Consider the following 25,848-nt stretch of genomic DNA (forward strand, 5'->3'; position numbering starts at 1 on the left):
CCCCCGCTGCGAATGACTGACGCTCAGGCCTTGTTGTTCTTGTCGACACCGACCACGATCTTGGTATCGGACACGAACTCGTAGGGAGGAATCGTCAGGTTGTCGGGCGACGGCTTGTTCTTGTACACCCGTCCGGCCATGTCGAAGGTCGACCCATGGCAGGGGCACAGGAAGCCGCCGTGCCAATCGGCCGGCAGGTTGGGCTGGGGCCCGGTGGCGAACCGGGCGGTGGGCGAGCACCCGAGGTGCGGGCAGATGCCGACGGCGACGAGGTACTCGGGCTTGATCGAGCGGTACTCGTTGCGCGCGTACTCGGGCGTGATTTCGTTCGGGTTGCGCTCGGAGTTGGGGTCGGCGAGCTGGGCGTCGACTTCCTTCAGCGTGGCAAGCTGCTCGGGCGTCCGGCGGATGATCCAGACCGGCTTGCCGCGCCACTCGACGGTGCGCATTTCACCGGGCTGCATGTCTCCAATTTCGACTTCCACCGGAGCACCCGCCGCCTTCGCCCGTTCGGACGGGGCGAACGTGCTGACGAAAGGAACGGCCACTCCTACGGCCGCGACTCCCCCGACAGCACAGGTGGTGCCGACCCAGAAACGGCGGTCGGCGTCTACCACTTTGTCCTGACTCATTGATTGACCCTCAAGATTACTTCTTCTCTTAGCACTTGAAAGCAGATTGGCGCTCTTGGCGGACCGGCGCCTTATAGTAACCTTCGAGTATAACGCAATGCCTACAGGGCCCGACAGACTTCGTAGCACATTCGCCATCGCACTGTTACGGCCGAGCTCACCGCCACGCAGAAAAATGAGAGATACTCTCGCGCAACAACAAACGGGAGGTGGTCCATGAGCATCATGAAGGAGTTCCGCGATTTCGCGATGCGCGGCAACGTCGTCGACCTCGCGGTCGGTGTGATCATCGGCGCGGCGTTCGGCAAGATCGTCGACTCCCTGGTCAAAGACATCGTCATGCCGATCGTCAACGTCATCCTGGGCGGCAACGTCGATTTCAGCAACAAGTTCATCGTACTCCGGGCGCCGGCCGACTACACCGGCCCGCAGACCTACGACGCCCTCAGCAAGGCCGGCGCCACCCTGCTCGGGTGGGGCAATTTCCTGACTATTCTGATCAACTTCGTGCTGCTGGCCTTCGTCATCTTCTGGATGGTCAAGGCCATGAACCGCGCCCAGGCCCGCTTCACCAAGGAAGCCCCGCCGCCGGCGCCCGCGCCGACCCCGGAAGACGTCGAACTGTTGCGCGAAATCCGCGACCTGCTGAAGAGGTAGGCCCCCCCCCTACGCCCTGCGGGCGCCCCCCAGGGGGCGATGCGGGTGGACCGGCGGAGCCGGATCCACCGCATCCTGGGTCTAGTACCCAATTCTTGGGTTGCGGCACCGATGCTATCGCTGGCTGCCAGCGATAGCATCGGTGATTCAGCCCAAGATCGTTTCCCTAGACCCAGGAAACCGCGGAGCTGGCTTTGCCAGTCCGCCAGTTTCGCCCCCTTTAGGGGGCCCGCGTCAGCGGGTAGGGGGTGGGCTTCCCCTCAGACCGGGTTGTCGATGTCGATGAAATCCACCCGGATGCCGAAGCGGTCGGCGATGGCGCGGCCCAGGGCCTGGACGCCGTAGCGTTCGGTGGCGTGGTGGCCGGCGGCCAGGAAGGCGGTGCCGGTTTCGCGGGCGAGGTGGACGGTGGGTTCGGAGATCTCGCCGGTGATGTAGGTCTGGGCGCCGGCGTCGATGGCGTCCTGGAGCATGCCCTGGGCCGCGCCGGTGCACCAGGCGATGCGGCCCGCGGGACGGGAGGGGTCGCCGATCAGCATGGGTTCGCGCTGCAGGCGCTGCGCGATGCGGGCCGCCAGGTCGCCCACCGTGGCCAGGCCGGGGGCCTGGCCCAGCCAGATCAGGCCGTCATGGCCGGCGGTCTGGGGCACGCCCTCCACGAAGTGGGGGGCCAGGCCCAGCACCTCGGCCAGTTGTGCGTTGTTGCCCCACCGGGGGTGGGCATCCAGGGGCAGGTGGTAGGCGAACAGGTTCAGGTCATGGCCCAGGACCAGCGACAGGCGGGTGCGGCGGGTGCCCCGCACGCGGGGGTCCTCGTTCTTCCAGAACCAGCCGTGGTGGACCAGCAGGCCGTCCGCCCCGGCGGCGATGGCATGCCGAATGGCGGCCTCGGATGCGGTGACGGCGGCGATAATATGCCGGACCACGGGCCGTCCCTCGACCTGCAATCCGTTCGGACAGTAGTCGCGGAAGCGGGCGACCTGCAGTTCGGCGGCCAGCCAGGACGCGAGTTCCTCGGCGCTGACGCCGCCCGCGCCCCCCGCTGGTGCATGGGTTTGCGCTGAGGCCCGCTCGCCTGCGATCATTGTCAATCTCCTAAGCTAGGGAAAAGTATTTTGCACATGCGCCGACTATGGCTGATCTTTGCCCAGACCACCACCGTCTGTCTGGCCATTTTATTCATCGTCGCCACCCTGCGCCCCGAATGGCTGCCACGCCGCGGGGGCCCGGGCAGCAATAACGCCATCGTCGTCCCGTTCTTCGAGGCCTCGCCCTCGCCGACCGGCGAAGGCGGCGCGACCGCGTCCTATGCGGCGGCCACCCACAAGGCGGCGCCGGCCGTGGTGAACATCTTCACCAGCAAGGACACGCCCCAGCAGCCTGCCTATCCGTTCTCCGACGATCCGGTATTCCGGCGTTTCTTCGGCGAACCCGACACCAACCCCGAACCGGTCTCCAGCCTGGGATCGGGCGTCATCGTCAGCCCGGAAGGCTACATCCTGACCAACAACCATGTGATCGAGGCGGCGGACGAGATCGAAGTGGCGCTGGCCGATGGCCGCAAGGGCAAGGCCACCCTGGTCGGGTCCGATCCCGAGACCGACCTGGCGGTACTGAAGCTGGCGCTGCCCAACCTGCCCTCGGTCACCTTCGGCCGGGCCGAGGATCTCCAGGTGGGCGACGTGGTGCTGGCCATCGGCAACCCGTTCGGCGTGGGCCAGACCACGACCATGGGCATCGTCTCGGCGCTGGGCCGCACCCACCTGGGCATCAACACCTTCGAGAACTTCATCCAGACCGACGCCGCCATCAACCCCGGCAATTCCGGGGGCGCGCTGATCGACGCCCAGGGCAACCTGGTCGGCATCAACACCGCCATCTATTCCCGCTCGGGCGGCTCGCTGGGCATAGGCTTCGCGATCCCGGTCAGCACGGCGCGCCAGGTGATGGAGCAACTGATCACGACCGGCACGGTCACGCGGGGCTACATCGGCGTCGAGCCGCAGGACCTGACGGCCGAGCTGGCCGACGCCTTCAAGCTGTCGCGCAAGGAAGGCGTCATCATCGCCGGCGTGGTGCGCGGCGGGCCGGCGGCCAAGGCCGGCATACGCACGGGCGACATCGTGGTATCGGTCGCGGGCAAGGCCATCCTGGACACCACCACGATGCTGAACGCCATCGCCCAGTTGCCGCCGGGCGAGAAGGTGTCCATCAAGATCGTCCGTGGCGGACAGGAAATGGAAGCCAGCGTGACCATCGGCACGCGGCCCAAGCCCAGGCGCGAGGCCCAGCAACCCTGACGCCGGCCCGGACCTACTTGCGGCCCAGGCCCAGGTAGCTCTCGACCACGCGCGGATCGTCCGCCAGCTCGCGGGCCGGGCCGGCCAGCACCACCTGGCCGGTCTCCAGCACATAGGCGTAGTCGGCCGTCTGCAAGGCCGCGCGCGCGTTCTGCTCGACCAGCAGGATGGCCACGCCGCGGCGCCGCAGTTCGGCGATGATGAGGAAGATTTCCTTGACGATGCGCGGCGCGAGCCCCAGCGATGGCTCGTCCAGCAGCAGCAGGCGGGGCTTGGCCATGAGGGCGCGCCCCAGGGCCAGCATCTGGCGCTCGCCGCCGGACAGGGTGGCAGCCAGCTGGCGGCGGCGTTCCTTGAGCCGGGGGAAGAGCCCGTAGACTTCCTCCATCGACGCGGCCTGGTCGCGATGGCCCGAGCGATAGCGCTGGAAAGCGCCCAGCAGCAGATTGTCCTCGACGCTCATCTCGCCGAACAGTTCGCGTTTCTCGGGCACGAGGTTCAGGCCGGCGGCGACCATCTGCTCGATGTCCACGCGGCGCTGTGGACGGCCCTCCAGGCTGATGGCGCCACGCGCCGGCAGCAGTCCCATGATGGCCGACAGCAAGGTGGTCTTGCCCGCGCCGTTGGGGCCGATCACCGTCACGATGGTGCCCGCCGGCACCGCCAGGTCTATGCCATGCAGCGCCTCGACCTTGCCGTAGGACACCGACAGGCCCGAGACCTCGAGCAGCGGCGCGGCCATTGCCGCCGACCCCGTCATTCCACACCTCCCAGATACGCTTCCAGCACGCGCGGATCGCGCTGCACGTCCTCGGGCAAGCCCTCGGCGATCTTCTCTCCGAACTCCATCACCACCACGCGGTCGGCCAGGCCCATGACGAAATCCATGTCGTGCTCGACCAGCAGGATGGCCATGCCTTCGGAGCGCAGCGCCTTCAGGGTGTCGGACAGGGCCTGCTTCTCGAGGTAGCGCAGGCCGGCCGCCGGCTCGTCCAGCAACAGCAGGCAGGGATCGGCGCACAGCGCGCGGGCGATCTCCAGCATGCGCTGCTTGCCCAGCGGCAACGAACCGGCCGCCACGTGCAGGGCGTCGCCCAGCCCCACGCGCCGGGCCTGCCGCGCCGCCTCGGCCAACAGGCGCGCCTCCTCGCGGCGTTCCAGGTGCAGGCCGCCCAGCACCAGGCCCGACAGCAGGCCCGGACGCTCCCGCAAGTGGGCGCCCAGCGCGATGTTCTCGATCACGGTCATCTGCGGCAGCAGGCGCACGTGCTGGAACGTGCGGCCCATGCCCAGCGCGGCGATCTCGCGCGAGGGCCGGCCCGTCACGTCCCGCCCGCGGAAGACCACCTTCCCGGAGGTGGGGTCGTCCACGCCGGACAGCAGGTTGAACATGGTGCTCTTGCCCGCGCCGTTGGGGCCGATCAGGGCCAGCACCCCGCCGGCGGGGACGGTGAAGCTGATGTCGTTGTTGGCCACCAGCCCGCCGAAGCGCTTGGTCAGGCCCCGGGCCTCCAATACGACTTCGCCGTGCGCCGGCTGGGCACGCCGCGCCAGCGGCCGCGCTTGCTCGTCGACGGTGCGCCGGGACTCGGCCAGCGGCAGCCAGCGCCGGGCCAGGCGGACGATCACGGGCCAGAGCCCGTCCGGCGCGCGCTGCAAGGCGACCACGAGCAGGATGCCGAAGACGATGCTCTCGAAATTGCCCGAGGCGCCCAGGAGGCCGGGCAGCAGGTCCTGCAGCCATTGCTTGAGCATGGTGACCAGGCCGGCGCCGACCAGCGCGCCCCACACCTGCCCTGCTCCGCCGATGACGGCCATGAACAGGTATTCGATGCCGATATGCAGGCCGAAAGGCGTGGGATTCACGAAGCGCTGCATGTGCGCATACAGCCAGCCCGAGACGCATGCCAGCAGGGCCGCGATCATGAAGATCGCGATGCGCGAGCGGGCGGTGTTCACCCCCATCGACTCGGCCATCACCATGCCGCCCTTCAACGCCCGGATGGCCCGTCCCTCGCGCGAATCGAGCAGGTTGCTGACCAGCAGCATGGCCAGCAGCAGGATCGCCCAGATCAGCCAGAACAGGTGCCGGCCCTTGGACAGGTCCAGCCCGAGGATCGAAATGGGCGGCAGGCCGGACAGCCCGGTATGGCCCCCCAGAAAATCCAGCGTCCCGAACAGGAAGTACAGGCTCAGCCCCCAGGCGATGGTGCCCAGCGGCAGATAGTGCCCGGACAGGCGCAGCGCGATCGCGCCCAGCACCCACGCGGCCACCGCGGTGACCACCAGGCCGGCCAGCAACCCCAACCAGGGCGAGCCGCCCAGCCACGCGAAGGCTGGCGGCAGCGTGGCGATGGATAGCCAGGCACTGGTGTAGGCGCCCAGGCCGACGAAGGCCGCCTGGCCGAAAGAAGTCACCCCGCCCACGCCGGTCAGCAGCACCAGCCCCAGCGCCACCAGCGCGTACAAGCCGATGTAGTTCAGCAGCGTGACGGTGAACTCGGACATCCCGAACACGGCGGCGACGAGCAGGACAAGGCCGGCGCCGACGAACCAGATGGGGCGCAGCCGCATCATTCTTCCTCCACGTGACGCGAGGCGAGCGAGCGCCAGATCAGCACCGGGATGATCAGCGTGAACACGATGACTTCCTTGTAGGCGCTGGCCGCGAACGACGAAAAGGCCTCCAGCAGGCCCACCAGCACCGCGCCGGCGGCGGCCAGCGGATAGCTGGCGAGGCCGGCGATGATGGCGGCGACGAAGCCCTTCAGGCCGATCAGGAAGCCGGTGTCGTAGTAGATGGTCGTGATGGGCGCGATGAGGATGCCCGAGAACGCTCCGATCAAGGCGCACAGCGTGAAGCAGAGCTTGCCGGCCAGGCTGGTCGGAATGCCCATCAGGCGGGCGCCGACCCGGTTCACCGCCGTGGCGCGCAGGGCCTTGCCATACAGCGTCCGGCCGAACAGCACGGTCAGCGCCAGGATGAGGGCGATCGACGAACCGATCACCCACAGCGTCTGGGCCGAGACCGGAATGCCACCCAGCTCGATGCCGCCATCGGTGAACGGCGAAGTGCGCGCTCCTTCGGCGCCGAAGAACAGCAGCCCCAGCCCCACCATGGCCACGTGCACCGCCACCGAGACGATCAGCAGCACCAGGACGCTGCTCTCGGCCACCGGCTGGAAGGCCAGGCGCCAGACCATGGGGCCCATCGGCACCACCACCAGCAGCGCGAACAGGATCTGCACGGCCAGCGGCATTTGCTGGAAATCGACGAAACGCGCGGCGGCGAAGATCAATGCGGGATAGAGCAGGTTCCAGCCGGCGGCCCGCGGAACGGCACGCCAGTCCTGGCGCCGCCACGCGGTCCACAGCTCCACCAGCATGACGGCGCACCCGCCCATGGCCAGCAGCCAGACCGTTCCCGGCAACTGGCCGGCCTGCAAGCCCGCCAGGGTCAGGGCCCCCCAGGCGACGAACTCGCCCTGGGGAATGAAGATCACGCGCGTGACCGTGAAGGCCAGCACCAGCGCCATCCCCAGCAACGCATAGATGGCGCCGTTGACGACACCGTCCTGGATCAGGAAAAGGGCGATCTGTAAATCCATGTCAGCTCCGGCAGGGCCGGAGATCCGCCCTGGTCCACCAGAAAATTACTTGATCAGCTTCCAGCCACCGTTTTCGATCACGACCATGACGCGGGAACGGTTGTCCAGGCCGACGTGGTCCGTGGGGCTCATGTTGAATACCCCGTGCGCGCCCGCCACGTTCTTGACGTTCTCCAGCGCGTCGCGCAGGGCCGCGCGGAACTCCGGCGTGCCCGGCTGCGCCTTCTTCAGGGCGACGGGGACGGCCGCCTCGATCAGCTTGCCGGCATCCCAGGCGTGGGCGCCGAAGGTGGACACCGAGCCCTTGCCGTAGGTCGCCTCGTACTTCTGCACGTACTCGGTGGCCGAGGCCTTGACCGGATTGTCCGCCGGCAACTGGGCCGACACCAGCACCGGACCCGCGGGCAGGAAGGTGCCTTCGATGTCCTTGCCGCCCACGCGCAGGAAGTCGTTGTTGGCCACGCCGTGGGTCTGGTAGTACGTGCCGCGGTAGCCGCGCTCCTTCAGCGTCTTCTGGGGCAGCGCGGCAGGGGTGCCGGCACCGGCGATCAGCACGGCGTCGGGCTTGGCGGCGATCATCTTCAGCACCTGGCCGGTCACCGACGTATCGGTACGGTTATAGCGCTCGTTGGTCAGCACCTTGATGCCGGCGGCCTGGGCCGCCTTCGAGAATTCCTGGTACCAGCCCTCGCCGTAGGCGTCCGCGAAGCCGATGAAGGCCACCGACTTGATCTTCTGGCCCTGCATGTGCTCGACGATGGCCTTGGCCATCTCGGCATCGTTCTGGGGCGTCTTGAAGGCCCAGCGCTTCTTGACGTCCTGGGGTTCGACGATGACGGCCGAGGCGGCCATGGACACCACCGGGGTACCGGTTTCGGCGGCAACGTCGACCATTGCCAGCGAGTTCGGCGTGATGGTCGAACCGACCATCACGTCGACCTTGTCCTCGGTCACGAAACGGCGGGCGTTCTTGACCGCCGTCGTGGTGTCGCTGGCGTCGTCCAGCACGATGTAGTTGACCTTCTGGCCCGCGATGGTCTTGGGCATCAGGGCGAAGGTGTTCTTCTCGGGAATGCCGAGCGAGGCGGCCGGGCCCGTGGCCGAGACGTTGACGCCCACGGTGATGTCGGCCTGCGCGGCGGCGGCGAAAACGCCAAGGCCCACGGCCAGGGCCAGTTTGTTCAAGGAAAACATGAAGGTCCCCATTGTGCTTGTTCTGGAACCGAACCCCCGCCCCGGCCGCGCGGGCGGCACCGGGGCACGGCGGGTTCAGACTTTCTCGATGGCGGTCGAATCCGATTCCCGGCTCTTGACGAAGCGGGCCGCCACCAGGCCCAGTTCGTAGAGCACGCATAAAGGTACCGCCAACAAGAACTGGCTGACAACATCCGGCGGCGTGACGACGGCCGCCAGCACGAACGCGCCGACGACGACGTAGCCGCGCGCCGCGGACAGCTTGGCCACCGTGGTCACCCCGGTCTTGACCAGCAGCACCACCGCCACCGGCACCTCGAAGGTCAGGCCGAAGGCCAGGAACATCGTCATGACGAAGTTCAGGTAGGCCTCGATGTCAGGCGCCGGCGTGATCGACTGCGGCGCGAAGGTGGCGATGAAGTGGAAAACGGTCTTGAAGACCACGAAATAGCAGAAGGCCATGCCGGACAGGAACAGCACGGTGCTGGACACGATCAGCGGCAGGGCCAGCCTCTTCTCGTGCTGGTAGAGGCCCGGCGCGACGAAGGCCCAGGCCTGGTACAGCACGAAGGGCAGCGCGAGCACGAAGGACGCCAGCAGCGTGACCTTGACCGGCACCATGAAGGGCGTGATGACGCCGGTGGCGATCATGCGCGTGCCGGGCGGCAGGGTCGCCAGCATGGGCTGGGCCAGCACGTCGTAGATCGCCGAGGCGCCGGGATAAAGGAACAGCACGATGAAGACGGCCACGACCGCGATGATGGCCTTCAGCAAGCGGTCGCGCAGCTCCACCAGGTGGGAGATGAAGCTGTCTTCCTGCGATACGTCTTTGTCAGTCACGTTCTTTCACGTACCGTCGAAGCCTCGGCCGGCTGGCCGGCGGCGGGTTGATCGGCGGACGACGGCAACAGGTCCGGCGGAAACAGCGAGCCCTGCGCGAGGTCCTGCTCGGACGGCGCTTCCTGGGCGGCGGCCGGTTCGGCCCCCTCCGGCTGCGCGGACGAGGCCGCCGGAGCGGCGGGCCCGGCGGCCGGTCCCGTGAAGGGCGCCTCGACCGCCGGAGCAGCTTGGGCGGCCGGCGCGTCGAGCGCGGACGCCTCGGCGGGGGCGGCCGGCTCCTGTGTCCCCGTCGCCGCATCCTTCACGTCGCGGGCGGCCCCCTCGACGGTCTGCTGGACCTCGTTGAGCCCCTTGTGCAGTTCCTCGACGTTGGTCTTGACCGTGGTCTCGAGCGAACGGGCCGCGTCTTCCATTTCCTTGCGCAGGTTGCGCAATTCCTCGAGCTCCATCTCGCGGCGGATGTCGCTCTTGACGTCGTTGACGTAGCGCTGCGCCCGGCCCAGCAGGTGGCCGATGGTACGCGCCACCTTGGGCAGCCGCTCGGGCCCGATGACGATGAGCGCCACCACGCCTATGGTGAGAAGCTCGGTAAAGCTGACGTCGAACATTCAGCGCCTATGGGAACACCCCCTACGCCCTGACGGGCGCCCCCTCAAGGGGGCGGCACTGGCGGACCGGCAGAGCCGGATCCGCGGTGCCCTGGAGTGGGTCGGTTATCTTGGCGCGGGGCGCCTTCGTGTTGATGATGGATCTGGAGGGGAAACCCCTGTCAGGTCCGTTCTTTTTCTTTGGCTTCCACGTCGATGGTGTCGGCGGAGACGCGCTTGGGGTCGGCGGACGTGGTTTCCGGGTTGGAGGCCGCGGCGTCGCCGCCTTCCTTCATCCCTTCCTTGAATCCCTTCACGGCGCCGCCCAGGTCTTGCCCGAGGTTCTTCAGTTTCTTGGTGCCGAAGATCAGAACCACGATCACCAGGACAACCAGCCAGTGCCAAATGCTAAAGCTACCCATTACATGCTCCACGCCTTGCGGCGGAAAATCGTCCAGTCAATAGAGGCGGAAATCGCCCGGCTCAGTCGCGCTTCCAGGGGCGGGGACCGCCTATCACGTGGTAGTGCAGGTGCGGCACTTCCTGTCCACCGTCCGCGCCGTTGTTGGCCATCAGACGGAATCCCCCTTCCGGGCCGGGGCGGCAGCCCTGTTCGAGCGCCAGGCGGGGAATCAGAACCTGCATTCTACCCAACAGCGGCACGTCGCTCGCGGCCACGTCCTGCAGCGATGGAACGTGCCGCTTGGGAATGACCAGGAAGTGTACCGGCGCGATGGGATTGATGTCGTGGAAGGCGAAGATCTCGTCGTCTTCGTAGACCTTGCGCGAGGGGATTTCCCCACGCGCGATCTTGCAGAAAATACAGTTGTCGCTCATCTCATTGTTTCGGGGCATTGCCGGCTCGGGCGGCTTTTTCATCCAAACCCGACAGGCCTTCGCGCCGCGCGAGCTCGGCGACGACCTGTTCGGGACGCAAACCGTAATACTCCAGCATGACGAGGCAATGAAACCAGAGATCGGCTGTCTCGTAAATGATCTTTTCCGGCACGCCGTCCTTGGCCGCCATCACGGTCTCGGTGGCTTCCTCGCCGATCTTCTTGAGGATGCCGTCGGGCCCCTTGCTGAGCAGGCGGGCCACGTAGGAGGTCTCGGGCGAGCCGCCCCGGTCTGGCCGGCGGCTGGCGATGGTGTCGGCCAGTTGCACCAGGAAATCGTTCATTTGTAGATGCTCTCCGGGTCCTTCAGCACCGGGTCGGTCTCGACCCAGTGCGCGCCGCCCTCGGTTTCCAGGCGGCGGTAGAAGCAGCGCTCGCGGCCGGTATGGCAGGCGATCCCGCCCACCTGTTCGACCCGCAGCAGCACCACGTCGCCGTCGCAGTCGAGCCGGATCTCGCGCACGCGCTGGACGTGGCCCGATTCCTCGCCCTTGCGCCAGAGACGGTTGCGCGAGCGCGACCAGTAGGTGGCGTTGCCGGTGCGCAGCGTCTCGCGCAGCGATTCGCGGTTCAGGAAGGCGAACATGATGACCTTGTCGGTCGTGGCGTCCTGCGCGATGCCGGGCACCAGGCCGTTGTCGTCGTAGACGATGGCGTCCAGCCAGGCTTCCTGGTCGGTGGAGAGAGTCCGGGGTGCGGTATCCATCAGTCGTCCAGCCTCATGCGTATGCCGCGGTCGGCCATGAAGCGCTTGGCCTCCTGCACCGTGTGTTGCCCGTAGTGGAAGATGCTGGCGGCCAGCACCGCATCGGCATGGCCCTCGGTGATGCCGTCCGCCAGGTCCTTGAGCGAACCGACACCGCCGGAGGCGATGACGGGAATGGCCACGGCGTCGGACACCGCGCGCGTCAGCGCGAGGTCGAAGCCCGACCGGGTGCCGTCGCGGTCCATGCTGGTCAGCAGGATCTCGCCCGCGCCGTACTCGGCCATCTTGCGCGCCCATTGCACGGCATCCAGCCCGGTGGCGTTGCGCCCGCCATGCGTGAAGACCTCCCAGCGCGGCGCCTCGCCCTCGCCCGACACCCGCTTGGCGTCGATGGCGACCACGATGCACTGGGCGCCGTAGCGGCTGGAGGCCTCGCGCACCAGGTCGGGGTTGGTCACGGCCGAGGTATTGATGCCCACCTTGTCGGCGCCCGCGTTCAACAGCCGGCGCACATCCGCCACCTGCCGCACGCCGCCGCCCACGGTCAACGGAATGAACACCTGCGAGGCGACCTGTTCGATCACGGACAGGATGATGTCGCGCTGATCGCTCGACGCCGTGATGTCCAGGAACGTGATCTCGTCCGCGCCCTGGTCGTCATAGCGGCGCGCGATCTCCACCGGATCCCCGGCATCGACCAGATTCACGAAATTGATTCCCTTGACCACGCGACCAGCAGTCACGTCCAGACAAGGGATAATACGACGCGTCAACATCACAGAATTCCAAAAACACACGTTGCCGGGCGCAGAATCCCTCCGCCCAACCACTACGATACGCCCATTCCCAAGAACGCAGCCCACCTTGGGCACCGCGGATCAGCGCGGTTGTTCCTCCAGGATGCGGTGGATCCGGCTCCGCCGGTCCACCCGCATCGCCCCCTGGGGGGCGCCCGTCAGGGCGTAGGGGGGGTACCTAGTTCATCGGCACGAGCCTGCGCCGCCTGGAAATCCAGCGTGCCCTCGTAGATGCTGCGGCCCAGGATGGCGCCTTCCACGCCTTCGTCCTCGACGGCGCAGAGCTGCTCGATATCGGTCAGGTTGGCGATGCCGCCCGAGGCGATGACCGGGATGCGCACGTGCTGGGCCAGCTTGACCGTGGCCTCGACGTTGACGCCCGACAGCATGCCGTCGCGGCCGATGTCGGTGTAGATGATGGACGAGCAGCCGTAGTCCTCGAACTTCTTGGCAAGGTCGGTCACGTCGTGGCCGGTCAGCTTGCTCCAGCCGTCGGTGGCCACCTTGCCGTCCTTGGCATCCAGGCCGACGATGATCTGGCCGGGGAAGGCACTGCACGCGTCATGCAGGAACCCGGGGTTCTTGACCGCGGCGGTGCCGATGATCACGTAGGAAATGCCGTTGTCCAGGTAGCGCTCGATGGTGTCGAGGTCGCGGATGCCGCCGCCGATCTGCACCGGGATGTCATCGCCCACGGCGTCGAGGATGGCCTTGATGGAGGCCTCGTTCTTGGGTTTTCCGGCCACGGCGCCGTTCAGGTCCACCAGGTGGAGGCGGCGCGCGCCCTGCTCCAGCCAGTGGGCGGCCATGGCGGCGGGCTCTTCGGAAAACACGGTGGCATCGTCGAGATCGCCCTGGCGCAGGCGGACACAACGACCGTCTTTGAGATCAATCGCGGGAATGAGGAGCATGGCGAATCAGGATGTCGTTCGAATCAGTGGCGCTAACTGGGCTGCGGGACGGAAAAAGGGGGCCTTGTCGGCTAACGGGACTCACGGGTTCCACCGCACGAAATTCTGGTAGATACGCAGGCCCGCCCCTGCGCTTTTCTCAGGGTGAAACTGAGTTGCGAAGATGTTATCTCTGGCTACCGCGCAGGTAAAGGCGACCCCGTAATCGGATTGACCGGCAATTACCCCTAGATCGGCGGGGGCCACATAGTAGCTGTGCACGAAGTAGAAATAGGTGTCGTCGGCCACGCCGTCCCACAGGGGATGGGACAAGGTCTGCCGCACGCGGTTCCAGCCCATGTGGGGCACCTTCAGCCGTTCGGGCCCCTGGAAGGCCGGGCCGGCGAAGCGCACGACCTGCCCTTCGAAGATGCCCAGGCCGTCGGCCGGCCCTTCCTCGCTGCGCTGGAACAGCATCTGTTCGCCCACGCACACGCCCAACAGGGGCTTGCTGCGGGACGCCTCGACCACCGCCTCGCGCAGGCCGGTTTCCTCGAGGTAGCGCATGCAGTCGGGCATGGCGCCCTGCCCCGGGAACACGACCCGGTCGGCCGCGCGCACGCCAGCCGCATCGCTGCAGATGCGCACCTCGGCCTCGGGCGCGACGTGTTCCAGCGCCCGGGCGACCGAGCGCAGGTTGCCCATGCCGTAGTCGACGATGGCTATGCGCGTCATGTCAGCTCCGCCGGGCCGCCCCAAGGGGCTGACACGCCGCCCCGGGGGGCAGCGAACGTAGTGAGCGTGGGGGCTGTTCTCATCTAGAGGACTCCCTTGGTCGAGGGCACGGTGCCGCCGGCGCGCGGATCGACTTCCAGCGCCATGCGCAGCGCCCGGCCGAAGGCCTTGAACACCGTCTCGCACTGATGGTGGGCGTTGACGCCCCGCAGGTTGTCGATGTGCAGCGTCACCAGGGCGTGGTTGACGAAGCCCTGGAAGAACTCGCGCGTCAGGTCGACGTCGAACTGGCCGATCATCGCGCGCGTGAAGGGAACGTGGAACTCCAGGCCGGGGCGGCCCGAGAAATCCACCACCACGCGCGAGAGCGCCTCGTCCAGCGGCACGTAGGCATGGCCGTAGCGGCGGATGCCGGCCTTGTTGCCGACCGCCTTGGCCACGGCCTGGCCGAGCGTGATGCCGACGTCCTCGACCGTGTGGTGCGCGTCGATGTGCAGGTCGCCGTCGGCCACGACGTCGATGTCGATCAGGCCATGGCGCACGATCTGGTCGAGCATGTGGTCCAGGAACGGCACGCCGGTCTGCAGGTTCTGCTTGCCGGTGCCGTCGAGGTTGACGACCGCGCGGATGCGCGTTTCGTTGGTGTTGCGGGTGATCTCGGCGGTACGCATGATCGTTTCCGGATGGTCGGGTTGAATGGGCGGCGGCGTCACGAGGCGCTGCCGTCGTCCAGGCGGTATTCGGCGCTGCGCGCGTGCGCCTGCAGCCCTTCGCCATAGGCCAGGGTGGCGGCGACGCGCCCCAGGGTCCGCGCGCCGGCGCCCGAGACCTTGATCAGGCTGGATCGCTTCTGGAAATCGTACACGCCCAGCGGCGACGAGAACCGCGCGGTGCGCGAGGTCGGCAGCACGTGGTTGGGGCCGGCGCAGTAGTCGCCCAGCGACTCCGAGCTGTGGGTGCCCATGAAGATCGCGCCGGCGTGGCGGATCAGGTCAGCCCAGCACTCGGGCTCGGCGGTGGAGATTTCCAGGTGCTCGGGCGCGATGTCGTTGGCGATGGCGCAGGCTTCTTCCAGGTCGCGCACCAGGATCAGCGCGCCGCGGTTGGCCAGGCTGGTGCGGATGATGTCCGCGCGCGGCATCGTGGGCAGCAGCCGGGCGATGGCGGCCTCGACCTGCGCGATGTAGCCGGCGTCGGGGCACAGCAGGATGGCCTGGGCCAGTTCGTCGTGCTCGGCCTGCGAGAAGAGATCCATGGCGATCCAGTCGGCCGGCGTCCCGCCGTCGCAGATGACCAGGATCTCGCTGGGGCCGGCGATCATGTCTATGCCCACCGTGCCGTACACGCGCCGCTTGGCGGCGGCGACGTAGGCATTGCCGGGGCCCACGATCTTGTCGACCGGGACGATGGAAGGCGTGCCGTAGGCCAGCGCGCCGACCGCCTGGGCGCCGCCGATGGCGATCGCGCGGTCGACGCCGGCGATGGCGGCGGCGGCCAGCACCATGGGATTGCGCACGCCGTCGGGCGTGGGCGTGACCATGACGACCTCGCCCACGCCGGCCACCTTGGCCGGGATGGCGTTCATCAGCAGCGAGGACGGGTAGGCCGCCTTGCCGCCGGGCACGTACAGGCCCACGCGGTCGAGCGGGGTGACCTTCTGCCCCAGCACGGTGCCATCGGGCTCGGCGTAGGTCCAGGTCTCGGCCCGCTGGCGTTCGTGGTAGACCCGGATGCGGTCGGCGGCGGCCTCCAGGGCGGCGCGCTGCTCGCGCGGCAGCGCCTCCAGGGCCGCGATCCAGTCGGCGCGGGGAATGTCCAGTTCGCGGATGGACGCGGCCTGTACACGGTCGAAGCGGCGGGTGTATTCCAGCACCGCGCCATCGCCACGGGTGCGGACGTCCAGCAGGATGTCGGCCACGGCGCGTTCGATGGACGCGTCCTCGGACGCTTCGAAGGCCAGCAGCGCGTGCAGGCGGGCTCGGAAGTCGTCGCTACGGGTATCGAGTCGGTTGATGAGGGACATACGCTAGCTCTGCAAAATCGGTTTCCGGAAGGCAGCCCTGCCCCGCGCCGGCGGCGCGGGAGCGATGGACGACGCAGCCTCTGCATGGCGCGGCGGGCCGGCCGCGCGGCGAGCGCCCCGCGGATGCCGCCAGATCAGGCCGGCATGGCCAGGCTGGCGCGCGCGAAGGCGTCGATCAGAGGCTGCAACCGGTGTCGCCGGGTCTTCAGGGCCGCCTGGTTGACCACCAGGCGAGACGATATGTCCATGATATCTTCGACCGCGACCAGGTTGTTGGCCCGCAATGTCCCACCGGTGGATACCAGGTCGACGATCACGTCGGCCAGCCCCACCAGCGGCGCGAGCTCCATCGACCCGTACAGCTTGATCAGGTCGACGTGCACTCCTTTCGCGGCGAAATGCTCGCGCGCGGCCTGCACGTACTTGGTCGCCACGCGCAGGCGGGCGCCCTGGCGCACCGCGCTGGCGTAGTCGAAACCCTCGGGCACGGCCACGCACAGCCGGCACTTGCCGATGCGCAGGTCCACGGGCTGGTACAGGCCGCCCGGATGCTGGGCCGCATGTTCGATCAGCACGTCCTTGCCGGCCACCCCCAGGTCGGCGGCGCCGTACTGGACATAGGTGGGGACATCCGAGGCACGCACAATGATGATGCGCACGCCGGGGTCGCTGGTCGGCAGGATCAGCTTGCGGGACTTCTCCGGGTCCTCGGCCACCGTGATGCCGGCCTCGGCCAGCAGGGGCATGGTCTCGGTGAAGATGCGGCCCTTGGACAGCGCCAGGGTGATGGGCGTGTTCGGATCGGCCGGTGCGAAGGCGCTCATCGTGCCTGCCCCCCGGATCCGCTCACGCGGCGGATGTCGGCGCCCAGCTGCAACAGCTTGCGCTCCATCTGCTCGTAGCCGCGGTCCAGGTGATAGATGCGGTCTATCGTGGTCTGGCCGTCGGCGACCAGGCCCGCGATGACCAGGCTGGCCGAGGCCCGCAGGTCGGTCGCCATGACGGTGGCGCCCGACAGGCCGGCCACGCCCTTGACCACGGCGGTATGGCCGTCGATCTCGATGTCCGCTCCCAGCCGGCGCAACTCCTGCACGTGCATGTAGCGGTTCTCGAAGATGGTCTCGGTGATGACCGCGGTTCCTTCTGCGATGGCATTCAGGGCCATCAGCTGGGCCTGCATGTCGGTCGCGAAGCCGGGATATTCCAGGGTGCGGAAACCCACCGCGCGCGGCCGGCCACTCATGCCCGCCTGCACCCAGTCGGTACCGCACTCGATGGCCAGCCCGGCCTCGGCCAGCTTGTCCAGCGTGGCGCCCATGCTGGCCGGATCGGCGTTGCGCAGCACGATCTCGCCACCCGCCGCGCCCACCGCGCACAGGAAGGTGCCGGCTTCGATGCGGTCCGGCATGACCCGGTGGGTCGTGCCGTGCAACCGCGAGACGCCCTCGATGACGATGCGGTCCGTGCCGTGGCCGCTGATGCGGGCGCCCATCTTGATCAGCAGTTCCGCCAGGTCGACGATCTCGGGCTCGCGCGCGGCGTTCTCGAGCACCGTCAGCCCCTCGGCCAGCACGGCCGCCATCATCAGGTTTTCGGTGCCGGTCACCGTGATCATGTCGGTGCGGATGGTGGCGCCCTTCAGGCGCTTGGCCCTGGCCACGACGAAGCCGTGCTCGATGCTGATCTCGGCTCCCATCGCCGCCAGCCCCTTGATGTGCTGGTCGATGGGACGCTGGCCGATGGCGCAGCCGCCGGGCAGGCTGACCCGGGCCTCGCCGAAACGCGCGACCAGCGGCCCGAGCACCAGGATCGAGGCGCGCATGGTCTTGACCAGCTCGTACGGCGCTTCCAGCGATTCGACCCGGGTGGCATCCAGCGTGACGCGGTCGCCCGGCTGGCCGGCGCGCTCGGCCTTCACGCCCAGTTGGCGCAGCAGGCGCAGCGTGGTGCCGATGTCGTTGAGCTGGGGGACGTTCTCGAGCGTGACCGCATCGGCGGTCAGCAGCGACGCGCACAGGCAAGGCAGCGCGGCGTTCTTCGCCCCCGACACCTCGACCTCGCCACGCAGAGGGCGACCGCCGGTGATCTGCAGCTTATCCATTAATTGCCCGCCTTGAATTCCTGGGGAGTGAGGGTGCGCATCGACAAGGCATGGATTTCTTCCCGCATGCGTTCGCCCAGCGCGGCATAGACCAGTTGGTGCCGCGCGATGGGGCGCTTGCCCGCGAATTCGGCGCTGACGATGACCGCCTCGAAGTGCTGGCCATCGCCCTGCACGTCGACATGTTCACAGGGCAGTCCGTCGAGGATGTATTGCCGGACCTGCTCCGGAGTCGGAAGAGTCATGCTTTCAGTAACGCAGTTTGTAGCCGGTGGACAACAGGCGCAGCGCGAACCCGGCCACCACCAGGAACGTCCCCGCGACCACCGCCAGGCTGTGCCAGGGGGTGACGTCGGAGACCCCGAAAAACCCGTAGCGGAAGCCGTCTATGGTGTAGAAGATCGGATTCCAGTGCGACACCGCCTGCCAGAACGGCGGCAGCGAGTGCACGGAATAGAATACCCCGGACAGGAAGGTTGCCGGCATGATCAGGAAATTCTGGAAGGCCGCCATCTGGTCGAACTTCTCGGCCCAGATCCCGGCCACCAGCCCCAGCACGCCCATGATGCCGCTGCCCAGCACCGCGAACACCAGCATCCAAAGCGGTTCGGCGAAATGCGGCGCGGCGAAGAACAGCGACACCGCGTAGATTCCCAGCCCGACGAACAGGGCGCGCACGATGGCGGCCAGCACGTAGGCCCAGAACACTTCCCAGTGCGTCAGCGGCGGCAGCAGCATGAAGACCAGGTTGCCCGTGACGCGGCTTTGCATCAGCGACGACGAGGAGTTGGCGAACGCGTTCTGCAGCATGCTCATCATCATGAGCCCCGGGATCAGGAAGGCGGTGTACGGCACGGTGCCATACACCGTGACGCGGCCTTCCAGCACGTGGGCGAAGATCAGCAGGTACAGCACCGCCGTCATCACCGGCGCGCCCACGGTCTGGAATCCTACCTTCCAGAAGCGCAGCATTTCCTTGTAGAACAACGTCAGGAAGCCGGAGCCCGCGTTCAGGTTGGGCTGCAGGCCGACGAAGCCCGCCGGCTTGCCGGCCTCGGAACCCGTGGTGGAAACGCCGCTCTCGGGCGGCCGTGCGACGACGCTCATGCCGCCTTCTCCAGCGACGCCGAGGCGGAGTCCCCGTGCATGATGTTCAGGAAAGCATCCTCGAGATCGGCGGGCAGCACTTCGATGCCGTCGATGATCCCGCCGGCCGTGCGGACCTGCGCCAGCAGGGACTCCAGTTCCGTGCTGTTGTCCAGGCGCAGCACCGCGCGGTTGTCCTGGCGCTGCACCAGCTTCTCGTCCAGGGTGCGGCTCTTGCCCGCAGGCCACCCCGATGCGCCCATGTGCAGCACCAGGCGCGAACCGCCGACCTTGGCCAGCAGCGCCCGCGTGGTATCCAATGCCACGATGCGGCCGGCCTTGAGCATGGCGATGCGGCCGCACAGTTCCTCGGCCTCTTCCAGGTAATGGGTGGTGAGCAGGATGGTGTGGCCCATGCGGTTCAGGCGCGAGATGAACTGCCACAGCGTACGCCGCAGGTCCACGTCCACGCCGGCGGTGGGCTCGTCCAGCACGATCACGGGCGGCCGGTGCACCAGCGCCTGCGCCACCAGCACCCGCCGCTTCATGCCGCCCGACAGCGCGCGCATGTTGTCGTCGGCCTTGGAGGTCAGGCCCAGGTTTTCCAGGATCTCGTCGATCCAGTCGTCATTGTTGCGCAGCCCGAAATAGCCCGACTGGATGCGCAGCGTCTCGCGGACCGTGAAGAACGGGTCGAACACCAGCTCCTGCGGCACCACGCCCAGTGCCCGGCGGGAGGCGCGGAACTGGGACACGACGTCGTAGCCGCAGATGGATACCTGGCCCGTGGTCGCGCGCGACAAGCCCGCCAGGATCGCGATCAGCGAGGTCTTGCCCGCGCCGTTCGGCCCCAGCAGCCCGAAGAATTCGCCCTGGGCGATGTCCAGGCTGACATCGTTCAGCGCCTGGAACCCATCCACCGCCTGGCCAGCGCCCACGCGCCGCCACAGGCTGGTCTGCCTGGGGTACACCTTGGAAACATGCTCGATGCGAACGGCGGATGACATGGCTTGATCAGAAAACACTACCGCGCCGGGAGGGCCTCGCAGCCCCCTAAAAAGCGCAAATCCCGGCAAACGCCGGGCAATTCCCCATTATAGAGGATGGTCGGAAACAGCAAGAGCTGACTACCCGGCCTACCCCAGGGCACCGCGGATCCGGCTTTGCCGGTCCGCCAGTGCCGCCCCTGGGGGCACGCGTCAGCGCGTAGGGGGTCATTTGAATGCAGCGTTCCGCTCCGCCAGCGACTTGATCAGGCCGTCGACGCCGTTTTGGCCGATCTGCTGCGAGAACTGGTTGCGATAGTTCTCGATCAGCCATACGCCCAGCACGTTGACGTCGTAGATCTTCCAGCCCTGGCCCGCCTTCTCCATGCGGTAGTCCACGGGGATGGGATCGCCGGCCGGCTGCTTGATCACGGTCTTGACCACCACGTCGGTGGCGTCGGCCGGGTAGTGCGAGGGCCGCAGTTCCACCGCGGTCTGCTGCTTCACGGACGAGACCGCGCCGCTATAGGTGCGCACCAGGGTAGTGCGGAATTCCTTGACCAGCGCCTTCTGCTGCTCGGGCGTCGCCTGGCGCCAGTAGCGGCCGGCGGCCAGCCGGGTCGTCTTTTCGAAGTCGACGTACGGCAGGATCTTCTGGTCCACCAGCTGCAGCAGGCGCTGCGGATTGCCGGACTGCACCGACGGATCGGCCTTGATGGCGGCCAGCACTTCGCCCGTGACCTGCTGGATCAGCGCCTCGGGCGTACCGGCGCCCTGCGCCCGGGCCGCCTGCATGGCGCCCATGGCCAGGATGACGCCGGCGGCCAGCGCCAGCAGCCAGTTCAGGATCCGGGGCGCGGCCGCCGCGGGCATCGTCATGTTTTTTGAAATCATGGAAATCCTTACTTTTGCGGTGCACCCGACGCCGGAGCGGGCGCCGCGGCATCGTCATCGTCGTCGTAGTTGGGCAGAGAATAGTCCGGCAACGCCCCCTCCGCGCCGCTGGCGCCGCGGATCAGGCTGGCGCGCCGCTGCAGGTAGGCATCGCGGGTGAAGGTGTAGGGATCCAGGGCGACCTGGTCGAGCAGGTTGCCCACTTCGAGCAGGTTGGCGCGCGCGTTCACGACACGCAGGCCGTAGACGCTGTTGCGCACGGGCACGTTGTCGATATTGCCGACGGCCACCGGATCGGCCAGGAAATCGACCGCCGTGCCGCCCGCGTCGCGGATGGTGCTGGGCCCCAGCAGCGGCAGCACCAGGTACGGGCCGGCGCCGACGCCCCAGACGCCCAGGGTCTGCCCGAAATCGGCCTTGTTGCGGGGCAGGCCGTTCTGCGTGGCGAGGTCAAAGCAGCCGAACACGCCCATCGTAGTGTTCAGCAGGACGCGGAAGGTGGTGTTGATGCCGTCCGGCGCACGGTTCTGCAGGAAGCTGTTGATGGCCGACATCACGTCGCCCACGTTGGCGAACATGTTGCGCACGCAGCTTCGCACCGGCGACGGCACCACGTTCACGTAGCCCTGCGCCACCGGCTTGAGCACGGCGCGATCGACCGTGTCGTTGAACTTGTACATGCTGCGGTTGAATCCCTCCAGGGGATCCCGCGGGTCGGCCGGCCGCCCTTCCGGGGCGGTGGCACAGCCCGCCAGCCCTGCCGCCAGCATCAATGCCAGGATTTTCTTATTCATCTTCATACACTCGTCGTCATTTCGCGGCGGGCTCTGCCGAGCCCGCGGAACCGCCTTCCGCCGGCTTGCCGGTACCACCCTCGGCAGCCTTGCTGTAGAGGAACTGGCTGATCAGGTTCTCCAGCACGACCGCGCTCTGGGTATAGCGGATCTTGTCGCCGGGGGCGAAATTCTTGTCGTCGCCGCCCGGTTCGATGCCGATGTACTGCTCGCCCAGCAGCCCCGAGGTCAGGATCTTGGCGGACGAATCGGTGGGAAACTGGTAGCGCGCGTCCAGGTCCAGCGTGACCACGCCCTGGAACATCTTGTCGTCGAACGCGATGCTGGACACCCGCCCCACGACCACGCCGGCGCTCTTGACCGCCGCGCGCGGCTTGAGCCCACCGATGTTGTCGAAATTGGCCGTCACCGCATAGGTCTTGCCCACCGACAGCACGCTCAGCAGGTTGCCTGCCTTCAAGGCCAGGAAGACCAGGGCGAGTGCGCCCACCAGCACGAATATTCCCACCCAGAGATCGACTTTTTCTCGCGACATCTCGTATTCCTCCGGTACCCCGCCCACGCGGCGGGTCCCTAAGCCAATTGCTTGCAACGGCCGCCCGACGGGCGCCGCGCCTTGTTTAGTTGCCGAACATCCAGGCCGTCAGCAGGAAGTCCAGGCCCAGCACCGCCAGCGACCCGGCCACGACGGTACGCGTGGTCGCGCGCGACACGCCCTCGGGCGTGGCCTTGGCGTAATAGCCCTGGTAGAGCGCGATCAGCGTGACCGCCACCCCGAAGACGATGCTCTTGAGCACGCCGTTGCCCACGTCCTTCCAGACATCGACGCCATTCTGCATTTGCGACCAGAAGGCGCCGTCATCCACGCCGATGAGCAGCACGCCCACGCCCCAGCCGCCCAGGATACCGACCGCGGAAAACACCGCCGCCAGCAGCGGCATGGCGATGATGCCGCCCCAGAAGCGCGGCGCCAGCACCCGGCGCACGGGATCCACGGCCATGACCTCCATGGCCGACAGTTGCTCGCCCGCCTTCATCAGGCCGATTTCGGCGGTCAGCGAGGTGCCGGCTCGGCCGGCGAACAGCAGCGCGGTCACGACCGGGCCCAGCTCACGCACCAGGCTGAGCGCGACCAGCAGGCCCAGCGCCTGCTCGGAACCGTAGCGGTTCAGGGTGTAGTACCCCTGCAGCCCCAGCACGAAGCCGACGAACAGGCCGGATACGGCGATGATCACCAGCGAATAGTTGCCGATGAAGTGGATCTGCTGCACCACCAGCCGCGGACGGCGCAGCGCGGTGCCGCTCTTGAACAGCAACTCGATGAAAAACCGGGCAAAGGTGCCCAGGCCGACCAGCGATGCGCGCGTGCCGGCGCCCACCGAGATCAGGAAACGGGTCAGGGCCATCAGCGCACCCTCCGCTGGCGCTCGAGCCAGGCCTGGTAGGCAGGCGTTTCGGGATACTGGAAAGCCACCGGGCCGTCGGGCTCGCCGTGGAGGAACTGGTGCACGAACGGATCCTGCGACGCGGACAGTTCGGCCGGCGTACCGCCGGCGACGACGGTCCCGCGCCCCAGCAGGTAGACCTGGTCCGTGATGTGGAAGGACTCCTGCACGTCGTGCGTGATCAGCACCGACGCGCAGCCCAGCCGGTCGGTCATGGTCCGGATCAACTGGGCGGTCACGCCCATGGAGATGGGGTCCAGGCCGGCGAACGGTTCGTCATACAGGATCAGCTCGGGTTCCAGCACCACGGCTCGCGCCAGCGCGACCCGGCGCGCCATGCCGCCCGAGATTTCCGAGGTCCGCAGGAAGGCGGCCGCCTTCAGGCCCACGGCGTCCAGCTTGGACAACACCCGTTCCAGGATTTGCTGTTCGGTCATGGAGGTGTGCTCGCGCAACGGGAACGCCACGTTCTCATAGACGTCCAGGTCCGTGAACAGCGCCCCCTGCTGGAACAGCACGCCCATGCGCTTGCGCAGATCGAACAGGCGGTCGCCCGACAACTGCCCGATATCCTCGCCCAGCACAAACGCCCTGCCCGCCTGGGGCGGCAACTGGCCCGTGGCCGCGCGCAGCAGCGTGGTCTTGCCCGACCCGGAGCCGCCCATGATGGCCACCACCTGCCCGCGACGGACCTGCATGTCGACGTCCCGCAGGATGACACGGTCGCCATAGCCCACCGACAGGCCGTCGAAGGCTAGCGCCACATCGGTGGGGGAATGCGTAGATCGTGCCGAATCAGGCATGTAGAGGCAAGAAGAGTTGAAAAGATGGGCGTTGCTTGCAAAAAACCGGTGGGTTCGAGGGGAATCCAGCGGGGGATTCTAACAGCAGCACGCCTGGGCACCGTGCTAACCCTTAGGCAGCAGCGGGTTTTGTCCCCCGGCGCATACGCCGCGATTTGCCGGCGGCGCATGCTCGTCCTGTCCATGGCGCGCCGAAGCCCGGCATGGCCCATGGAAGAGTGCAGATTATGAACCACGGCGCCCCGCGCCGGTTTACGTTTTTACAACAAACGCCCGGCTCGCCGGTGTATCCACATGAAAAACGCCCCGAGGTCCGGCCGGACGACTCGGGGCATGATGCCACCGCGCTTTTAAGCGCGGATTAATGTCAGCGAGGCAGCTCGGTCGCCCCCATCAGGAAGGTATCGACCGAGGCCGCGCACTGGCGGCCTTCGCGGATGGCCCAGACCACCAGCGACTGGCCGCGCCGCATGTCGCCGGCCGCGAAGACCTTGTCGACGTTGGTGCGGTAGTCGTCGGTATTGGCCCGCGCGTTGCCCCGGGCATCGCGCTCGACACCGAAGGCTTCCAGCACCTGCTGCACGGGCGACACGAACCCCATGGCGAACAGCACCAGGTCGGCGGGCAACTCGAACTCGGAGCCCTCGACCTCGACCATCTTCATCTGACCGTTGTCGCCGCGCACCCACTCGACGCGGCAGGCCACGAGCGAGGTCACCTTGCCGTTCTTGCCCTTGAAGGCCTTGGTCGACACCGCCCAGTCGCGGTCCACGCCCTCTTCGTGGGACGAGGAGGTGCGCAGCTTCAGCGGCCAGTACGGCCAGGTCAGTTCCTTGTTCTCGGATACCGGGGGCTGCGGCATGACCTCGAACTGGGTGACGGACGCCGCGCCATGGCGGTTGCTGGTGCCCACGCAGTCCGAGCCCGTGTCGCCGCCGCCGATCACGATGACGTGCTTGCCGGTGGCCATGATCTGGTCCTTGAGCTTGTCGCCCGCCACCACCTTGTTCTGCTGCCGCAGGAAATCCATCGCGAAATGCACGCCCTGCAGTTCGCGGCCCGGCACCGGCAGGTCGCGCGGGGTTTCCGCCCCGCCCGACACGACGATGGCGTCGAACTCGGCTTGCAGTTCCTGCGGCGTCTTCACGGTGGCGGAGATGCCCAGCGCCTTGGCGTCCTCGGGCCGCCCCACGAACGTCGAGGGACGGAACACGACGCCTTCCTGCTCCATCTGCGCCATGCGGCGGTCGATCTGCCACTTTTCCAGCTTGAAGTCGGGGATGCCGTAGCGCAGCAGCCCGCCGATGCGGTCGCTTTTCTCGAACACGGTCACGTCGTGGCCGGCGCGCGCCAGTTGCTGCGCGCAGGCCAGCCCCGCGGGGCCGGAGCCGACCACCGCGACTTTCTTGCCCGTCTTGGCCTTGGGCGAGGCCGGCACCACCCAGCCGTGCTCCCAGCCGTGGTCGATGATGGCGTGCTCGATCGACTTGATGCCGACGGCATCGCTGTTGATATTGAGGGTACACGCCGCCTCGCAGGGCGCCGGACAGATGCGCCCGGTGAACTCGGGAAAATTGTTGGTGGAATGCAGCACCGCCAGCGCCTGCTTCCAGTTCTGCCTGTACACCAGGTCATTCCAGTCGGGAATGATGTTGTTGACCGGACAGCCGTTCGTGCAGAACGGAATGCCGCAGTCCATGCACCGGGCACCCTGCTGCTTGGCCTGCTCGGTGTTCAGATGGAGGACGAATTCCTTCCAGTGCTTGACGCGCTGCTCAGGCGCTTCCGCGGCTTCCTGCAGACGCTGGTATTCCAGAAATCCGGTGACCTTACCCATGGCTCTTTCCTGACTATCCTGTTTGGAGCCGGCGCGT

30 protein-coding genes are annotated in these 25,848 nt (G+C 67.4%); 2 read left to right on the forward strand and 28 right to left on the reverse strand.

From position 1 onward, the window contains the following. Positions 1-23: 23 nt before the first annotated feature. A complete protein-coding gene (petA, locus tag CDO46_RS11455) occupies positions 24-632 on the reverse strand; it encodes a ubiquinol-cytochrome c reductase iron-sulfur subunit (RefSeq protein WP_087838595.1) in 609 nt (202 codons plus the stop codon). A 216-nt stretch (positions 633-848) separates the two neighbouring features. Between petA and mscL the strand changes: the two genes are divergently transcribed. Next, entirely contained in the window at positions 849-1,289 is a 441-nt protein-coding gene (mscL, locus tag CDO46_RS11460) for a large conductance mechanosensitive channel protein MscL (RefSeq protein ID WP_087838596.1), read from the forward strand. A 260-nt stretch (positions 1,290-1,549) separates the two neighbouring features. Here the strand turns inward: mscL and CDO46_RS11465 are convergent, their stop codons facing one another. Further along, positions 1,550-2,374, reverse strand: a complete 825-nt coding sequence (locus CDO46_RS11465; protein WP_087838597.1) for a Nif3-like dinuclear metal center hexameric protein — start codon at positions 2,372-2,374, stop codon at positions 1,550-1,552. A 36-nt stretch (positions 2,375-2,410) separates the two neighbouring features. On the opposite strand from CDO46_RS11465, the gene CDO46_RS11470 reads away from it, so the two are divergent. Next, complete coding sequence (locus CDO46_RS11470) at positions 2,411-3,589, forward strand: S1C family serine protease (protein WP_087838598.1); 1,179 nt, start codon at positions 2,411-2,413, stop codon at positions 3,587-3,589. Between the two features lie 13 nt (positions 3,590-3,602). Here CDO46_RS11470 and CDO46_RS11475 read toward each other — a convergent pair whose 3' ends face one another. The 26 genes from CDO46_RS11475 to CDO46_RS11600 form a co-directional block, all read right to left on the reverse strand. Further along, the gene (locus CDO46_RS11475; RefSeq protein ID WP_087838599.1) at positions 3,603-4,331 is read right to left on the reverse strand and encodes an ABC transporter ATP-binding protein; all 729 of its coding nucleotides are present in this window, start codon (positions 4,329-4,331) and stop codon (positions 3,603-3,605) included. A gap of 14 nt (positions 4,332-4,345) precedes the next feature. Continuing rightward, entirely contained in the window at positions 4,346-6,097 is a 1,752-nt protein-coding gene (locus CDO46_RS11480) for an ATP-binding cassette domain-containing protein (RefSeq protein ID WP_254914594.1), read from the reverse strand. A 65-nt stretch (positions 6,098-6,162) separates the two neighbouring features. Beyond that, positions 6,163-7,197, reverse strand: a complete 1,035-nt coding sequence (locus tag CDO46_RS11485; RefSeq protein WP_087838601.1) for a branched-chain amino acid ABC transporter permease — start codon at positions 7,195-7,197, stop codon at positions 6,163-6,165. 45 nt (positions 7,198-7,242) lie between these two features. Beyond that, a complete protein-coding gene (locus CDO46_RS11490; RefSeq protein ID WP_087838743.1) occupies positions 7,243-8,391 on the reverse strand; it encodes an ABC transporter substrate-binding protein in 1,149 nt (382 codons plus the stop codon). A 75-nt stretch (positions 8,392-8,466) separates the two neighbouring features. Further along, entirely contained in the window at positions 8,467-9,231 is a 765-nt protein-coding gene (tatC, locus tag CDO46_RS11495) for a twin-arginine translocase subunit TatC (protein WP_087838602.1), read from the reverse strand. After that, complete coding sequence (gene tatB, locus CDO46_RS11500; RefSeq protein WP_087838603.1) at positions 9,228-9,839, reverse strand: Sec-independent protein translocase protein TatB; 612 nt, start codon at positions 9,837-9,839, stop codon at positions 9,228-9,230. The genes tatC and tatB overlap by 4 nt, the downstream gene beginning before the upstream one ends. Positions 9,840-10,000: 161 nt before the next feature. Continuing rightward, positions 10,001-10,240, reverse strand: a complete 240-nt coding sequence (gene tatA / locus CDO46_RS11505) for a Sec-independent protein translocase subunit TatA (RefSeq protein WP_087838604.1) — start codon at positions 10,238-10,240, stop codon at positions 10,001-10,003. A gap of 61 nt (positions 10,241-10,301) precedes the next feature. Further along, entirely contained in the window at positions 10,302-10,655 is a 354-nt protein-coding gene (locus CDO46_RS11510; RefSeq protein ID WP_087838605.1) for a histidine triad nucleotide-binding protein, read from the reverse strand. A gap of 1 nt (position 10,656) precedes the next feature. Next, on the reverse strand, positions 10,657-10,998 hold the full coding sequence (locus tag CDO46_RS11515) for a phosphoribosyl-ATP diphosphatase (protein ID WP_087838606.1): 342 nt from the start codon (positions 10,996-10,998) through the stop codon (positions 10,657-10,659). Beyond that, a complete protein-coding gene (gene hisI / locus CDO46_RS11520) occupies positions 10,995-11,420 on the reverse strand; it encodes a phosphoribosyl-AMP cyclohydrolase (RefSeq protein ID WP_087838607.1) in 426 nt (141 codons plus the stop codon). Before hisI ends, CDO46_RS11515 begins: the two co-directional genes overlap by 4 nt. Next, positions 11,420-12,199, reverse strand: coding sequence for an imidazole glycerol phosphate synthase subunit HisF (hisF, locus tag CDO46_RS11525; protein WP_087838608.1), 780 nt, complete (start codon positions 12,197-12,199; stop codon positions 11,420-11,422). Before hisF ends, hisI begins: the two co-directional genes overlap by 1 nt. A 176-nt stretch (positions 12,200-12,375) precedes the next feature. Then, positions 12,376-13,128, reverse strand: coding sequence for a 1-(5-phosphoribosyl)-5-[(5-phosphoribosylamino)methylideneamino]imidazole-4-carboxamide isomerase (hisA, locus tag CDO46_RS11530; RefSeq protein ID WP_087838609.1), 753 nt, complete (start codon positions 13,126-13,128; stop codon positions 12,376-12,378). 81 nt (positions 13,129-13,209) lie between these two features. Next, complete coding sequence (gene hisH / locus CDO46_RS11535; RefSeq protein ID WP_087838610.1) at positions 13,210-13,842, reverse strand: imidazole glycerol phosphate synthase subunit HisH; 633 nt, start codon at positions 13,840-13,842, stop codon at positions 13,210-13,212. Positions 13,843-13,925: 83 nt separating this feature from the next. After that, on the reverse strand, positions 13,926-14,513 hold the full coding sequence (hisB, locus tag CDO46_RS11540) for an imidazoleglycerol-phosphate dehydratase HisB (RefSeq protein ID WP_087838611.1): 588 nt from the start codon (positions 14,511-14,513) through the stop codon (positions 13,926-13,928). Positions 14,514-14,551: 38 nt separating this feature from the next. Further along, positions 14,552-15,865 carry a histidinol dehydrogenase gene (gene hisD / locus CDO46_RS11545; RefSeq protein ID WP_087838612.1) on the reverse strand — a complete coding sequence of 438 codons (1,314 nt, stop codon included), beginning with the start codon at positions 15,863-15,865 and terminating at the stop codon, positions 14,552-14,554. Between the two features lie 134 nt (positions 15,866-15,999). Continuing rightward, complete coding sequence (gene hisG / locus CDO46_RS11550; protein ID WP_087838613.1) at positions 16,000-16,689, reverse strand: ATP phosphoribosyltransferase; 690 nt, start codon at positions 16,687-16,689, stop codon at positions 16,000-16,002. Further along, positions 16,686-17,966, reverse strand: coding sequence for a UDP-N-acetylglucosamine 1-carboxyvinyltransferase (murA, locus tag CDO46_RS11555; protein ID WP_087838614.1), 1,281 nt, complete (start codon positions 17,964-17,966; stop codon positions 16,686-16,688). The genes hisG and murA overlap by 4 nt, the downstream gene beginning before the upstream one ends. Beyond that, positions 17,966-18,211 carry a BolA family protein gene (locus CDO46_RS11560; protein WP_087838615.1) on the reverse strand — a complete coding sequence of 82 codons (246 nt, stop codon included), beginning with the start codon at positions 18,209-18,211 and terminating at the stop codon, positions 17,966-17,968. The genes murA and CDO46_RS11560 overlap by 1 nt, the downstream gene beginning before the upstream one ends. A gap of 4 nt (positions 18,212-18,215) precedes the next feature. Next, positions 18,216-19,073, reverse strand: a complete 858-nt coding sequence (locus tag CDO46_RS11565; protein WP_087838616.1) for an ABC transporter permease — start codon at positions 19,071-19,073, stop codon at positions 18,216-18,218. Next, a complete protein-coding gene (locus CDO46_RS11570; RefSeq protein WP_087838617.1) occupies positions 19,070-20,059 on the reverse strand; it encodes an ABC transporter ATP-binding protein in 990 nt (329 codons plus the stop codon). The genes CDO46_RS11565 and CDO46_RS11570 overlap by 4 nt, the downstream gene beginning before the upstream one ends. A gap of 207 nt (positions 20,060-20,266) precedes the next feature. Further along, entirely contained in the window at positions 20,267-20,917 is a 651-nt protein-coding gene (locus CDO46_RS11575; RefSeq protein WP_254914584.1) for a phospholipid-binding protein MlaC, read from the reverse strand. Positions 20,918-20,940: 23 nt separating this feature from the next. Beyond that, complete coding sequence (locus tag CDO46_RS11580; protein ID WP_087838745.1) at positions 20,941-21,726, reverse strand: VacJ family lipoprotein; 786 nt, start codon at positions 21,724-21,726, stop codon at positions 20,941-20,943. Positions 21,727-21,742: 16 nt separating this feature from the next. Continuing rightward, the gene (mlaD, locus tag CDO46_RS11585; protein WP_087838618.1) at positions 21,743-22,261 is read right to left on the reverse strand and encodes an outer membrane lipid asymmetry maintenance protein MlaD; all 519 of its coding nucleotides are present in this window, start codon (positions 22,259-22,261) and stop codon (positions 21,743-21,745) included. 85 nt (positions 22,262-22,346) lie between these two features. Further along, complete coding sequence (mlaE, locus tag CDO46_RS11590; RefSeq protein ID WP_087838619.1) at positions 22,347-23,132, reverse strand: lipid asymmetry maintenance ABC transporter permease subunit MlaE; 786 nt, start codon at positions 23,130-23,132, stop codon at positions 22,347-22,349. Next, positions 23,132-23,974 carry an ABC transporter ATP-binding protein gene (locus CDO46_RS11595; RefSeq protein ID WP_087838620.1) on the reverse strand — a complete coding sequence of 281 codons (843 nt, stop codon included), beginning with the start codon at positions 23,972-23,974 and terminating at the stop codon, positions 23,132-23,134. Before CDO46_RS11595 ends, mlaE begins: the two co-directional genes overlap by 1 nt. Before the next feature lie 367 nt (positions 23,975-24,341). Then, a complete protein-coding gene (locus tag CDO46_RS11600) occupies positions 24,342-25,811 on the reverse strand; it encodes a glutamate synthase subunit beta (RefSeq protein WP_087838621.1) in 1,470 nt (489 codons plus the stop codon). Positions 25,812-25,848 lie beyond the last annotated feature (37 nt).

Source organism: Pigmentiphaga sp. NML030171, assembly GCF_002188635.1.
GTDB classification, from domain to species: domain Bacteria; phylum Pseudomonadota; class Gammaproteobacteria; order Burkholderiales; family Burkholderiaceae_B; genus Pigmentiphaga; species Pigmentiphaga daeguensis.

Excerpts from the sequence above, each read along its gene's own strand:
- CDO46_RS11465 (WP_087838597.1), bottom strand. The coding sequence starts at position 2,374 with ATGATCGCAGGCGAGCGGGCCTCAGCGCAAACCCATGCACCAGCGGGG.
- CDO46_RS11515 (WP_087838606.1), bottom strand. The coding sequence starts at position 10,998 with ATGAACGATTTCCTGGTGCAACTGGCCGACACCATCGCCAGCCGCCGG.
- mlaE (WP_087838619.1), bottom strand. The coding sequence starts at position 23,132 with ATGGCCCTGACCCGTTTCCTGATCTCGGTGGGCGCCGGCACGCGCGCA.
- CDO46_RS11570 (WP_087838617.1), bottom strand. The coding sequence starts at position 20,059 with ATGTCATCCGCCGTTCGCATCGAGCATGTTTCCAAGGTGTACCCCAGG.
- hisA (WP_087838609.1), bottom strand. The coding sequence starts at position 13,128 with ATGCTCCTCATTCCCGCGATTGATCTCAAAGACGGTCGTTGTGTCCGC.
- CDO46_RS11595 (WP_087838620.1), bottom strand. The coding sequence starts at position 23,974 with ATGCCTGATTCGGCACGATCTACGCATTCCCCCACCGATGTGGCGCTA.
- CDO46_RS11475 (WP_087838599.1), bottom strand. The coding sequence starts at position 4,331 with ATGGCCGCGCCGCTGCTCGAGGTCTCGGGCCTGTCGGTGTCCTACGGC.
- CDO46_RS11575 (WP_254914584.1), bottom strand. The coding sequence starts at position 20,917 with ATGACGATGCCCGCGGCGGCCGCGCCCCGGATCCTGAACTGGCTGCTG.
- hisD (WP_087838612.1), bottom strand. The coding sequence starts at position 15,865 with ATGTCCCTCATCAACCGACTCGATACCCGTAGCGACGACTTCCGAGCC.
- murA (WP_087838614.1), bottom strand. The coding sequence starts at position 17,966 with ATGGATAAGCTGCAGATCACCGGCGGTCGCCCTCTGCGTGGCGAGGTC.
- tatA (WP_087838604.1), bottom strand. The coding sequence starts at position 10,240 with ATGGGTAGCTTTAGCATTTGGCACTGGCTGGTTGTCCTGGTGATCGTG.
- hisB (WP_087838611.1), bottom strand. The coding sequence starts at position 14,513 with ATGCGTACCGCCGAGATCACCCGCAACACCAACGAAACGCGCATCCGC.
- CDO46_RS11480 (WP_254914594.1), bottom strand. The coding sequence starts at position 6,097 with ATGTCCGAGTTCACCGTCACGCTGCTGAACTACATCGGCTTGTACGCG.
- CDO46_RS11560 (WP_087838615.1), bottom strand. The coding sequence starts at position 18,211 with ATGACTCTTCCGACTCCGGAGCAGGTCCGGCAATACATCCTCGACGGA.
- mlaD (WP_087838618.1), bottom strand. The coding sequence starts at position 22,261 with ATGTCGCGAGAAAAAGTCGATCTCTGGGTGGGAATATTCGTGCTGGTG.
- hisH (WP_087838610.1), bottom strand. The coding sequence starts at position 13,842 with ATGACGCGCATAGCCATCGTCGACTACGGCATGGGCAACCTGCGCTCG.
- CDO46_RS11580 (WP_087838745.1), bottom strand. The coding sequence starts at position 21,726 with ATGAATAAGAAAATCCTGGCATTGATGCTGGCGGCAGGGCTGGCGGGC.
- tatB (WP_087838603.1), bottom strand. The coding sequence starts at position 9,839 with ATGTTCGACGTCAGCTTTACCGAGCTTCTCACCATAGGCGTGGTGGCG.
- CDO46_RS11510 (WP_087838605.1), bottom strand. The coding sequence starts at position 10,655 with ATGAGCGACAACTGTATTTTCTGCAAGATCGCGCGTGGGGAAATCCCC.
- CDO46_RS11470 (WP_087838598.1), top strand. The coding sequence starts at position 2,411 with ATGCGCCGACTATGGCTGATCTTTGCCCAGACCACCACCGTCTGTCTG.
- hisG (WP_087838613.1), bottom strand. The coding sequence starts at position 16,689 with ATGAGCGCCTTCGCACCGGCCGATCCGAACACGCCCATCACCCTGGCG.
- CDO46_RS11490 (WP_087838743.1), bottom strand. The coding sequence starts at position 8,391 with ATGTTTTCCTTGAACAAACTGGCCCTGGCCGTGGGCCTTGGCGTTTTC.
- petA (WP_087838595.1), bottom strand. The coding sequence starts at position 632 with ATGAGTCAGGACAAAGTGGTAGACGCCGACCGCCGTTTCTGGGTCGGC.
- CDO46_RS11485 (WP_087838601.1), bottom strand. The coding sequence starts at position 7,197 with ATGGATTTACAGATCGCCCTTTTCCTGATCCAGGACGGTGTCGTCAAC.
- CDO46_RS11565 (WP_087838616.1), bottom strand. The coding sequence starts at position 19,073 with ATGAGCGTCGTCGCACGGCCGCCCGAGAGCGGCGTTTCCACCACGGGT.
- hisI (WP_087838607.1), bottom strand. The coding sequence starts at position 11,420 with ATGGATACCGCACCCCGGACTCTCTCCACCGACCAGGAAGCCTGGCTG.
- mscL (WP_087838596.1), top strand. The coding sequence starts at position 849 with ATGAGCATCATGAAGGAGTTCCGCGATTTCGCGATGCGCGGCAACGTC.
- CDO46_RS11600 (WP_087838621.1), bottom strand. The coding sequence starts at position 25,811 with ATGGGTAAGGTCACCGGATTTCTGGAATACCAGCGTCTGCAGGAAGCC.